11 protein-coding genes are annotated in these 11,518 nt (G+C 45.6%); 8 read left to right on the plus strand and 3 right to left on the minus strand.

All coding sequences use genetic code 11. The features are described 5' to 3' along the window. Positions 1-28: 28 nt before the first annotated feature. From LPY66_RS04300 to LPY66_RS04310, 3 genes are read left to right on the plus strand one after another with little or no spacing between them, the layout of a single operon-like run. Complete coding sequence (locus LPY66_RS04300; RefSeq protein ID WP_337986866.1) at positions 29-964, plus strand: type II secretion system F family protein; 936 nt, start codon at positions 29-31, stop codon at positions 962-964. Positions 965-1,017: 53 nt separating this feature from the next. Beyond that, positions 1,018-1,368: a DUF192 domain-containing protein gene (locus LPY66_RS04305; protein WP_337986867.1), complete on the plus strand. Its 351-nt coding sequence runs from the start codon at positions 1,018-1,020 to the stop codon at positions 1,366-1,368. Between the two features lie 29 nt (positions 1,369-1,397). Further along, positions 1,398-2,456 carry a hypothetical protein gene (locus LPY66_RS04310; RefSeq protein ID WP_337986868.1) on the plus strand — a complete coding sequence of 353 codons (1,059 nt, stop codon included), beginning with the start codon at positions 1,398-1,400 and terminating at the stop codon, positions 2,454-2,456. 176 nt (positions 2,457-2,632) lie between these two features. Here LPY66_RS04310 and LPY66_RS04315 read toward each other — a convergent pair whose 3' ends face one another. The 3 genes from LPY66_RS04315 to LPY66_RS04325 form a co-directional block, all read right to left on the minus strand. Then, positions 2,633-2,773, minus strand: a complete 141-nt coding sequence (locus LPY66_RS04315) for a hypothetical protein (protein WP_337986869.1) — start codon at positions 2,771-2,773, stop codon at positions 2,633-2,635. Positions 2,774-2,793: 20 nt separating this feature from the next. Next, on the minus strand, positions 2,794-2,991 hold the full coding sequence (locus tag LPY66_RS04320) for an asparagine synthase (RefSeq protein WP_337986870.1): 198 nt from the start codon (positions 2,989-2,991) through the stop codon (positions 2,794-2,796). 237 nt (positions 2,992-3,228) lie between these two features. Then, on the minus strand, positions 3,229-3,552 hold the full coding sequence (locus tag LPY66_RS04325) for a nucleotide pyrophosphohydrolase (RefSeq protein ID WP_337986871.1): 324 nt from the start codon (positions 3,550-3,552) through the stop codon (positions 3,229-3,231). A gap of 182 nt (positions 3,553-3,734) precedes the next feature. Between LPY66_RS04325 and cdaA the strand changes: the two genes are divergently transcribed. The 5 genes from cdaA (at position 3,735) to glmS (ending at position 11,510) form a co-directional block, all read left to right on the plus strand. After that, a complete protein-coding gene (gene cdaA / locus LPY66_RS04330) occupies positions 3,735-4,541 on the plus strand; it encodes a diadenylate cyclase CdaA (protein ID WP_337988021.1) in 807 nt (268 codons plus the stop codon). After that, positions 4,534-5,778, plus strand: a complete 1,245-nt coding sequence (locus tag LPY66_RS04335) for a CdaR family protein (RefSeq protein ID WP_337986872.1) — start codon at positions 4,534-4,536, stop codon at positions 5,776-5,778. The genes cdaA and LPY66_RS04335 overlap by 8 nt, the downstream gene beginning before the upstream one ends. 126 nt (positions 5,779-5,904) lie before the next feature. Further along, the gene (locus LPY66_RS04340; RefSeq protein WP_337986873.1) at positions 5,905-7,512 is read left to right on the plus strand and encodes an NAD(P)/FAD-dependent oxidoreductase; all 1,608 of its coding nucleotides are present in this window, start codon (positions 5,905-5,907) and stop codon (positions 7,510-7,512) included. A gap of 111 nt (positions 7,513-7,623) precedes the next feature. Continuing rightward, entirely contained in the window at positions 7,624-8,961 is a 1,338-nt protein-coding gene (gene glmM / locus LPY66_RS04345) for a phosphoglucosamine mutase (protein WP_337986874.1), read from the plus strand. A 719-nt stretch (positions 8,962-9,680) separates the two neighbouring features. After that, positions 9,681-11,510 carry a glutamine--fructose-6-phosphate transaminase (isomerizing) gene (gene glmS, locus LPY66_RS04350; protein WP_337986875.1) on the plus strand — a complete coding sequence of 610 codons (1,830 nt, stop codon included), beginning with the start codon at positions 9,681-9,683 and terminating at the stop codon, positions 11,508-11,510. The last annotated feature ends 8 nt before the right edge of the window (positions 11,511-11,518 follow it).

Below are 11,518 nucleotides of genomic sequence, written 5' to 3' on the forward strand. Positions count from 1 at the left end.
TTATCGAATATAGTCAGGAGAATAAAACATGCAGTTTTTTGTGATTAGCCTATCGGCATTGGTTTTTGTCCTTACCCTGATCCTATTCTACAAATGGGCCAGGATGTCCGATCACAAGTCCAGAAGAATCAAGGCCATTAAAGGGAAAGGCAAAGTTCAAATCGATGAGGAATTGGAAAAGCCTTTTGTCCAAAGGGTTATCCTGCCCTTTTTTACAGCACTGACGAAGTTAATTTCTAACCTGCTGCCGAAACGCAAGTCGAGCAAGAGGAATGAAAACAGCAGCAAGTATCAAAAAACGGAGAAGAATTTAAAACTGGCCGGTTTGACTTGGAATATCAATGATTACAACGCTCGTCGCATCATTTTGCTCGGTGGACTCTTTTTCATCTCGTTGATCGGTGTTTTATTCGCATCAGCTAAACCGGAGTATGCTTTTCTGATTATCGCGACGACCTTAATTATCGGCTATATGCTGCCAATACTGTATATTCGAATGCGGATTAATCGGCGTCAAGAAGAAATAACCAACCAGCTTCCTGACGTTATGGATCTTCTGGCTGTATCGGTTGAAGCCGGATTGGGGTTTGATGCTGCTTTAGCAAAGATCAACGAGAAAATGAACGGTTTGCTTATCGATGAATTCAATGTTGTCTTGAACGAAATAAAATACGGTAAGCCCAGACGATCTGCCTTAAAAGATTTAGCAGAACGGACACCGGTTGAGGAACTCAAGACATTTGTCAGTGCGATGATCCAGGCAGAGCATCTCGGAATCCCTATTAAAAATGTATTGAACACACAGGCGCAGCAGATACGTACTGCCCGCAGGCAAAAAGCGGAAGAAAAAGCTGCGAAGGCACCGATTAAAATGATGCTTCCCCTGGTGCTCTTTGTCTTACCGGTGCTCATTATTATCATTCTTGGTCCAACAGTTCTGATCCTGATGGAAAAATTTGGATAAACCCAGGTCAGTGTCGCAGCGTGAAATAGGTGAGTGAAGGAACGGTGTTACCAGTGAAGAGATGCAAGATCCAAATCGGTGAAACGCTCATAGCCGACAATATTACCGTTGCCGACAGTTTCGTCAGTCGACTGGTCGGACTATTGCGTCATAAGCAGCTGGCAGTTAACGAAGGTATGTTGATAATCCCGTGCAGCCAAGTTCATACGTTTGGCATGAAATTTAATATTGACGTGTTATTTTTAACCCAGAATAATCAAATCGTTGCCATAGAACAGAAAATGACACCGGGAAAAATGAGCAAAATAGTGAAGAATTCCCATCACGTTCTCGAGCTCCGGGCTGGAGCAACATCACAGTTTGGCTTACACATCGGCAATCAATTAGAAATTGTTTCGATATAACAGTACGGTATACGGAAGGAGAGTTAAACTTGAAACTAAGCGAATTACGTGAAGGTGCAGAGGCTACCCAAGAATTCGGTTTTTCCAAGGTTACATTTGGCGGGTATCATCGTGAGCAGGTGGAGGAACATATCAAATTACTGAATGACCGTCTGAATAAAGCAGAAGCTTCCTTTCAAAATGAACTCGAAGAATATCAGGCCATGACCTTAATGCTGACAAAAGAAAGAGATGAATACCTCAGGCAGTCCAACAGCGCAAATCGCATCAATCAGGAACTAAACCAAAAATTGGAGACCTTGTCTGAAGAACTCTTACACCATAAAGAGCAAATCAAAGAACTCCATGAAAAAAATGCCCAGCTTGAAGAAAACACGATCACAGAAAAAGATATTGAGACGTATGAAGCAACACTTCAACGCAATAATGAACTGGAAAAAGATTGTCGTAAGCTACAAGAAGAAAACAGTGAACTAAAGAAGGTTAACAATGCCAATAGCGAACTTGAAGAAACCAATAACGAATTACGTACACTGACTGAGAAACTTCAAGCCCAAGTTGACGAGCTGTTAGCTGATGAAGGCCAAGCCGAAGAAATTGAGGCTCTGAAAAGAATGAATCTCGAGCTTGACAATACAGTGGAAAAATTAAACTTACAAATTCAAATGCTCATTGAAAATCAGGTCAGCAAACAGGAATATGACAGCATGGTTTGTGAATTTGAAAATTTGCAAAAGGAATATGGGGAGTTAATCACAGAAAAGATCATGCTTGTGACAGATAAGAAAAATTTACAGGATGAAAATAGCCGAATCACTGAAGCTCAGGATAAATTAATCCAAGAAAAAAGCAAGCTGGTTGAGGAGAATATAAAATTGAAACTGAATACGCGGAAACTAATCTCTGTCTTTGATGCCAAAGCGTATGAATTTACTCAGTACAGGGATCAATTCACCCGTCAGATACGCAATGATGTGCTGAATGTATTAAAGATCCTCGATACGGAGCAGGCGAATTCGGCAAAAATGCTGGATAGCGGGATAGAGGGAATTGATGATTTTATGCTTGAGCTGAGTAAACCCGAATAACTAATCGGGAGACAAAGGGGACGGGGAGACAAAAGGGGAGACAAAGGGGACGTAGACAGTTGTCTCCTTCTTAGGGGACAACTGTCTACGTCCCCTTTGTCTCCCCTTTGTCTCAATAGAAAATAAAATAAGTGACACCGTCATAATTGACGATGTCACTTATCTCTCGATGCCGATTATTTCTTTTTAGAAAAGGCGAGAAGAATAACTTCTTCATTTAAATTGCGGTGTTTCGTATTAAGCTGGGATTCCGCTTGTTGGATCTGAGTTAATTGTTCCTGGTCGAGTTCGGCATATTCAATGTCCGAATGATGCATAATAGGATACTCCTTTCAACTTAAAATCGGTGTTGATAGAGATCAATTCCGCCCAAGACAATATGAGCGAGACCAAAACCGATTATACCCGCGCTTAACAATGGGAACATTTCCCGCTTGTTCATGCCGTTTTTCTTCATATCATTGACCCTCATCGCAACACCCGCAGCGGTGACGGCAGTACCTAAAGCGCTTGGTATCAAACCTTGACGTACCATATTTGATTCCTCCTCATCATTCTTTCACTATGTATTTTCTGCTAAAACAGCGATTTTTATTGAATAAAAATATTGGAAAAATGCGAACATTAAAACTTAAGCCGCAAAAAAATATTACCCCTGCGTCCAGGAGTAATAAAGCTGCGCTTAGTCTAAAAAAATATGTATCTGAGAATACTTTAGCACACTGAAATATTAGCGGTCAATAGGATAAATGCAGGATAAATCTCTACCTTGTCAATCCACTTGCTTTTTTGTCCAGCGATTGCTGTCCCGGAGGCGATATTTTTCCATCATTTCCTCAAAAGATTTTTCCAGGTCTATATCGAGGGAATTAGCCATACACATGATGATGAACAGGATATCAGCCATTTCTAAGGCGATATCACCTTCCTGCTCGGAAGGTTTTTTGGGCTTTTGTCCATAGCGATGATTGACTTCTCTGGCAAGCTCACCAACTTCTTCAATCAACCTGAGCATCATTGAGGAGGGTTGCCAATACCCTTCTTCAAATTGCGAAATCCAGTCATCGACAACTTTTTGCCAATCTTTAATATCCATGAACAAAGCCTCCTCAATTCATTGCAATTATTTTACTTTATGTGTAATTATACTGGCTATTATACGGGGTTTTCAGGTATAATTTTAAGTGAATTTCTATTACCAGGCAAGGAATTCTAGAATATACGTAGAATATCGTACTATTAATTATTCTAAGGAGTGAGACTGTGGCATATCTGCACATGTGGATGGATGCATTTCAAACGACGGATATTGTGGATATTGCCGTGGTTGCCATTATTATTTATCAGCTCTTGATGTTGATAAAGGGGACGCGGGCTGTCCAGCTGATCAAAGGCCTTTTTGTGCTAATGGTGATCTATTTATTAGCCAGGCAGATGCAGTTGGACACCTTATCATGGATATTGAATAAGGTCTGGGGTATGTTGCTTGTCGCTATCCCAGTGGTTTTTCAGCCGGAATTGCGACGCGCACTGGAGCAGATCGGCCGTGGTAAATTTATCACGATGCATCCCGGAACAACCGGTGCTGAAGAGTACAAAAAGCTGATCGAGGAACTTGTCCGCTGCAGTCAGGTACTGTCCCAGAGCCGGATAGGGGCTCTGATAGTTATTGAGAAAACAACCGGGATTCAGGAATATATTGAAACCGGCGTTAAAATTGACGGTGTCGTTTCTTCTGAATTTCTGGTCAATTTGTTTATTCCGAAATCACCCCTCCATGATGGGGCTGTAATCATCCGCGGTGACCGTGTCGCTGCGGCAGGTTGTTTTTTGCCACTGACCCAATATAACGGTCTGCAGAAGGATTTGGGAACACGACACAGGGCTGCGCTGGGTCTTTCTGAGGTATCCGATGCACTGATCATTATTGTTTCAGAAGAAACAGGCGTCGTTTCTACAGCCAAGAACGGCAAGATGACCCGATTCCTCGATGAGAAGAGCCTTCGCGATCTCTTGAAAAATGAGATTCTGGTGGAAAAGGCGAAGCGGATCAATCCGTTCAAGCGAGGTGACAGCAATGCGTGAGCTTTTGGCATTACGGGACATTATTCGTCGCAATATGGGATATAAAATTATTTCCATTGTGCTGGCCGTCATCTTCTGGGCGTCCATCGTCAGTACCACGAATCCGTCGCTGCTTGGCCAAAACAGCCTGCCGACACAGCTTGTCACCAAGAACCAACCCTCCAATCTGGCTATTATCTCTTCTATTCCCACGATTACCATATCATTAAATGATTCTGCCCAGACACAGAATATCAGTGAGTTTGAAGCCTACATTGACCTCAAAGGGGCTACTGCCGGGGAACATACCTATGAAGTTAGTATAGATAGTCCGGATGCCAAGATGATTAAAAATTGGAGTCCAAAAACCGTCACACTGACTTTAGATTCTGTTAAGAATAAGATTGTGACAGTTCAGCCGACGATTATTGGTGAGCCTGCTGAGGGCTATGATGTGGGGACATTGATCCTTAAGCCGGAAGTTGTTAATATTCGCGGACCCGAATCCATTCTGGAAAAATTAGATAGTGTCAGTGTGGAAGTCGATCTCTTGGGATTAAGTGAGAGTAAACGAATATCGCTTCCCGTGAAATTTAGTGATTCGCAAAAAAGTATATCGACTTCGGACCCGACGCTGCAGTCGGTGAAGTTTTATCCGGATACAATTGAAGTTATCATCCCCATCTTTGAAAAGGGCAACGCCAGCAAAATGGTTCCGTTACATGTGGATACCAAAGGAACACCGGCGGAAGGCGTTGAGGTACGCCAGATTATACCGGTACCCTCGCAAGTCAAATTAATCGGACCCGAGAACGCACTAAAGGGAATAACGTTCTTAAATTTAGGGACGATAGATATTGAAGGGCTGAGCGACAGTAAAGAATATGATATTGCGCTGAACTCGATAGCATTACCGAGTGGTGTGACCTTCGCTGCAGGAACGAAGATCAGTGTGATGGTCACGGTTGCTCCGAAAGCGGTTATGCAGAATATCCAGGTATCTGTTGAGGTCAAGAACACAGGAGAAGGACTGACGGCTGAAGCGATCACCCCGATTACGGTCACCGTCAGCGGGTATCCGGATACACTTAAAACCTTAAAGGCTGCAGATATCAATGCCTGGGTAGATGCCAAGGGGTTAAAGGAAGGAACCTATAGTGATACCACCGTCCTGTGGGAATTGCCATCGGGTGTTACCATGGTGAATATCCCAAAAGTTGAGCTGGTGCTGAAATCAGTGACAGCCAACCCACAATAATCATACCGTGATGAATATCAGAGGATTTGATGCAGAGAAGAACAGCAATAGAACCTGATAAGAATAGCCTATAGAACCTTTTACAGTAAACAGTAAACGATAATAATAAACGATTTGGAGTTATTTGTGAATCTTGTTTGGACGGATATAAAACTGCCTGTAGATCAGGATGTTGCGGAGTTACCGGACATCCTGGCCCGCAGGTTAAAGCTCCGCCGGGAATATATAAAAAACTGGCAAATAGTTAGGCGTTCGGTAGATGCCCGTAAAAAGCCGGAGATTTTTTTTGTCTATACGGTTGCTTTTTCTATTCCATCTCCCGGATCGGAATTTAGAAGAGTACTGGCGCGGTATCCGCAGCTAAGGGAGAGATCTGTGGATGAAGTCCGCATTATCAATAGCATACCTGAGAAGCGGCTTTCTTCTCGGCCTGTGATCGTTGGGTCCGGGCCTGCCGGCTATTTTGCGGCGTTGACCTTAGCAGAGAAAGGCTACCGGCCGCTTGTTTTGGAGCGAGGCGATGATGTTGAAACCCGCAGCAGCATTGTCAGCGGCTTTTGGCAGGGGCAGAAGCTGGATCCAGAGAGTAACGTCCAATTCGGCGAAGGCGGTGCGGGTACGTTTTCGGACGGGAAATTAACGACCCGGATCGATGACGCCCGAGTAAGGAAAGTGTTAGAGACTTTTTGCGCCTTTGGTGCAGATCAAGAAATTTGCTATGCAGCAAAACCGCATATCGGAACAGATGTTCTTAAACATGTTGTTGCGGCCATACGGAAAAAGATCCAGGATCTGGGCGGGGAGGTTTGTTTTCGTACCCGTGTATCCGGACTGATCATTCGCAACGGACGCCTGGAAGGGCTCGAAATAGATGCAAAGGATTCCTTGTTCGCGGAGGCTGTCATTCTGGCCGTGGGGAACAGTGCGCGTGACGTCTATGAATTTCTTCAACAATCGGGGATATCCTTGGAATCGAAACCGTTGGCCATTGGATTGCGAATTGAGCACCCTCAGGAATTGATCAATCTCTCGCAATATGGGGTTATCCGTCATCCGCGGCTTGGTGCAGCGGATTACCAGCTAACCTACAAGGATGCGGCTACCGGCAGAGGGGCTTATACCTTCTGCATGTGTCCCGGCGGGCAGGTCATCGCTTCTTCCTCGGAAGAAGGCGGTATCGTAATTAACGGTATGAGTAATTCCAGGCGGGACAGCGGCATCGCCAATAGTGCTGTTGTGGTCACGGTCAGCCCCATGGATTATGGTTCGAGAGACCCTCTTGCGGGGATTACCTTTCAGCGAGAATGGGAACGAAAAGCTTTTCAGGCCGGAGGGAATAACTACTATGTCCCCGCCCAGACAGTACAGGATTTTCTGAACCATAAGCTAAGCGGGGAATTTGCCTTAAAACCAAGCTACCAGCCGGGTTATGTACCCAATGATCTGCATGCGGTGCTGCCGAAGGAAATCAGCGGTGTTCTGGAGAGGGCACTAATGGCTTTTGATCAGAAAATTAAAGGGTTTGCCGGAACCGAAGCCACCTTGACCGGCATTGAGTCGAGAACCAGTGCACCGGTGCGAATCCTGCGGGATGAGTCAGGACAGTCAGTGAACGTCCAAGGCTTGTTCCCTGCCGGTGAAGGCGCAGGTTATGCCGGCGGTATCACGAGCTCTGCTGTAGACGGCATTAAAGCGGCAGAAAAATTAATGGCCCACTATGCGATGAAAGAATAGTCCAAAGGCAAAGAATCGCGTATAATCGAAATCAGGACGATACCAATGCAAAACGCTTTCAGTACTAGTAAGAGAATGTCAATCGCGATAGATATAAAGGAGGAACTAAGTTTGGCAAGGCTTTTTGGAACCGATGGGATCAGAGGAAAAGCAAACAGTGAACTTACCCCGGAACTTGCTTTCAAACTGGGAAAGGCGGGGGCTTATGTCCTGGGTAAAGGGAAGGAACATGCCCAGATTATCATCGGCAAAGATACCCGGATTTCCGGCAGCATGCTGGAGGCAGCGCTTGCAGCAGGCATTTGTGCCATGGGAGTTGATGTCATCAAAACGGGTGTCCTGCCGACACCGGGAATCGCCTATTTAACGCGTACGCTCCAAGCGGATGCCGGCGTTGTTATCTCGGCTTCCCATAACCCGTTCGAAGATAACGGTATTAAGTTTTTTGCCGGAAGCGGCTACAAGCTTCCGGATGAAATGGAAGATGAAATCGAAGCCGTACTCAATCGGCTCGACGAGCTGGAATCACCTTCCGGAAGCCGGATCGGGACAATCATGGATATGGATGACGCCTCAGAAAAATATGAGCAATTCTTAATCAACACGGCACCATCCTCGCTTGAAGGTTTAAAAATAGTACTCGATTGTGCCAATGGGGCTGCCTATAAAATCGGGCCTAGGGTCCTGACCGACTTGGGTGCCGAAGTTATCCCCATCTTCAATCAGCCGAATGGGACGAATATCAACGTTCAATGCGGCTCTACCCATCCGGAAGCACTGGCGAAGGCAGTTGTCGAGAGCGGCGCGGACATCGGTCTGGCCTGTGACGGCGATGCAGACAGGATCATTGCGGTAGATGAAAAAGGTCAAATCATCGATGGGGATTATATCATGGTTATCTGTGCCAGCGCGTTAAAGGAAAACGGCAAGCTGGCCCAGGATTCGTTAGTCGTGACGGTGATGAGCAACATGGGATTGCATAAAGCCTGCCGTCAAGCGGGGATCCACGTGCTGGAGACAACCGTCGGCGACCGTTATGTCATGGAAAAACTGAAGGAATCTGGTGCGGTATTAGGCGGCGAACAATCCGGACATATTATCTTCTTAGAACATAACACGACCGGGGATGGCTTACTTTCTGGGTTGCAGCTGCTGGATGTGCTTAAGGCCAAGCAAATGCCGCTGTCGGAATTAGCGGCTCAGATGCGGCGCTTCCCGCAGGTGCTGCTTAACACACGGGTTGACAACAAGGATAAGGTCATGGCGAGTGGCCAGCTGAAAGAGAAAATTTCGGAAGTTCAACAGCACCTCGGCGAAGACGGACGGATTCTGGTGCGTCCATCAGGTACGGAATCGTTGATCAGGGTTATGCTGGAAGGACCTGATCAGGAGGAACTTGCCAGCCTGGCACAGGCAGTTGTTGCGGTGGTTAAATCGATCGATTGCTGATGTTATGCATTTTCCGTTTTGCCTCTGGAAAGAGACGGTATCCCAAATTCGCAAGCGGTTGCGAATTCGAGATATTTTTTTAAAACGTTGCACATATAACGTTATAAATAATAATATAGTAATATTCATAACGATTTAATGCTATTTTTGGCAATCTGATCCGCCTGTGAACAAAAGTTCACAGGTTAGGACTATCTCTCAATAGGAAAATCGATTATAATAGGTGGAGTGTAGCCAGGATGCGGGAGGTGTAAATGAACAAGAGAAGATAATAACGTTTACTAAATCGAATAACTGAATAGTCAAAATGATCAAGACGGTCAAATAATTTAGCGCCAGAACCCGACTAAGGGTTGACGAGGTAGAGGTTAATCGAAGTTTTCGGCGGGTGCCTCTCGGTGGCTTGTCATCGTAAGATTTGCTACAAAAATGAGGAGTAATCTTCAGAACAAAGAGTGGATCAAACAAGAGCAGGGGTTTCTGTGAGAGACCCGAGTATTCTTATGCCATTAAGGACATAGAATTTAGTTTCATTTGCCATCGTGTTAATCGATGCGGTGCGTTGTTAATCCAGCGATGGCGTTACTAATTTCTTTGTTCAGCCAATTTATGAGCTTTGTCATTATCGGCCGTCTTCTAAACGGCTATTTTTTATTCGGATATAGCTAAGTTTACACATCGGCGATGCCTATCTGTGTAATTTGAGAGGAGAAAAAGGTATGTGTGGTATTGTTGGATATTTTGGAGAAAAGCAAGCTGTTCCCATATTGGTTGAAGGTCTAAAGAAATTAGAATATCGCGGCTATGATTCTTCGGGGATCGCCGTTATGGAAAAAGGCGGGATCCGGATTACGAAGAGTGTTGGTAAATTAGCACATTTAGAAGAAAAACTGACCAATCGAAAGTATGTCGCCAATATCGGGATCGGTCATACCCGGTGGGCGACCCATGGCCGGCCGTCAGATAATAACGCGCATCCCCATATGGATTGCCATGGTGATTTTGCCGTCGTACATAACGGGATTATTGAGAACTATCTGGCCTTAAAAGAGTGGTTAATCGCAGAAGGGCATCACTTTCGCTCAGAAACGGATACAGAAGTGCTCGCGCATCTGGTTGAACATTTCTATGAGGGTGATCTTCAGGAAGCAGTAAGAAAGGCTCTGGCAAAAGTATCGGGATCCTATGCTGTCGTCGTCTTAAGTTACAAAAATCCGGATATTTTGGTTGCTGCCCGTAAGGACAGTCCGTTGATCGTTGGTATCGGAGATGGCGAATATTTTATCGCCAGCGATATCCCGGCTGTTCTGAAATACACCCGGAAAACCTATATCATGGAAGACGGAGAAATGGTGACCGTGTCTGCCCAAGGGTTGGCTTTCTGCAATAGTATCACCGGCGAGTGCGTTTTTAAGGACGTTTTTGAAGTGACCTGGGATGAGACAGCGGCTGAAAAAGGCGGATATGAACATTTTATGATCAAAGAGATTTTTGAACAGCCCAAGGCGTTACGCGATACACTGGCCGGGAGGCTTAACCATACGAAAGTGACTCTTCAGGAAGTCGACCTAACACCGGCTGAAATCGCTCAGTTTAATAAAGTGGCGATCGTGGCCTGCGGGACCGCTTATCATGCCGGACTGATCGGTAAAAGACTGATCGAACAGTGGGCGAAGCTGCCGGTGGAAGTGGATATTGCTTCCGAATTCCGCTATCGTTCCCCGCTGATTGATGACAAGACGCTGGTCATCGTTGTCAGCCAATCGGGAGAAACAGCCGATACCCTGGCCGCGTTGCGCGAATCAAAGAAGAAAGGTGCCCGCGTCATAGCCATCACTAATGTGGTTGGCAGCTCTGTCGCACGGGAAGCGCATGATGTCATTCATACCTGGGCAGGACCGGAAATCGCTGTCGCTTCGACGAAAGCCTATACGACCCAGATCGAGGGTATGATCCTGTTAGCCTTGTATCTTACCCAAGCCAAAGGGACGATGCCACAGGAATGGATTACTGAAATCATTGCCGAGTTGGGCAAAATTCCGGATAAAGTAGAGATCTTGTTAAAAGACGGTGCGGAGAATATTAAAGCTTTAGCTAAATATTTTGAAGAGACAGATAGCTCATTCTTTATCGGACGTGGCCTCGATTGGTGTGTTGCTCAGGAAGGCGCGCTGAAACTGAAGGAAATCTCCTATGTCCATGCCGAAGCCTATGCTTCCGGCGAATTGAAGCACGGTACTCTTGCCCTGATTACACCCCATACGCCGGTTATTGCGCTGGCAACCCAACGTGATCTTTACGAGAAGACCGTATCCAACGTCATCGAAGTCAAAGCCCGGGATGCGATGGTCATTGGATTCACCTTTGAAGGCAACACGGATTTACATAAGTCCGTGAATGATATCTTTTATATTCCGGAGACCGTCAATGAACTGGCCCCGATCCTGACGGTGATTCCGCTGCAGCTCTTAGCTTACTATGTGTCTGTAGCCAGAGGAAATGACGTGGATAAGCCGAGAAATTTGGCTAAGTCGGTAACTGTAGAATGATATAATTC

Source organism: Dehalobacter sp. DCM, from assembly GCF_024972775.1.
GTDB lineage: Bacteria > Bacillota > Desulfitobacteriia > Desulfitobacteriales > Syntrophobotulaceae > Dehalobacter.

Excerpts from the sequence above, each read along its gene's own strand:
- LPY66_RS04300 (WP_337986866.1), top strand. The coding sequence starts at position 29 with ATGCAGTTTTTTGTGATTAGCCTATCGGCATTGGTTTTTGTCCTTACC.
- LPY66_RS04315 (WP_337986869.1), bottom strand. The coding sequence starts at position 2,773 with ATGCATCATTCGGACATTGAATATGCCGAACTCGACCAGGAACAATTA.
- LPY66_RS04320 (WP_337986870.1), bottom strand. The coding sequence starts at position 2,991 with ATGGTACGTCAAGGTTTGATACCAAGCGCTTTAGGTACTGCCGTCACC.
- LPY66_RS04325 (WP_337986871.1), bottom strand. The coding sequence starts at position 3,552 with ATGGATATTAAAGATTGGCAAAAAGTTGTCGATGACTGGATTTCGCAA.
- cdaA (WP_337988021.1), top strand. The coding sequence starts at position 3,735 with ATGTGGATGGATGCATTTCAAACGACGGATATTGTGGATATTGCCGTG.
- LPY66_RS04335 (WP_337986872.1), top strand. The coding sequence starts at position 4,534 with ATGCGTGAGCTTTTGGCATTACGGGACATTATTCGTCGCAATATGGGA.
- glmS (WP_337986875.1), top strand. The coding sequence starts at position 9,681 with ATGTGTGGTATTGTTGGATATTTTGGAGAAAAGCAAGCTGTTCCCATA.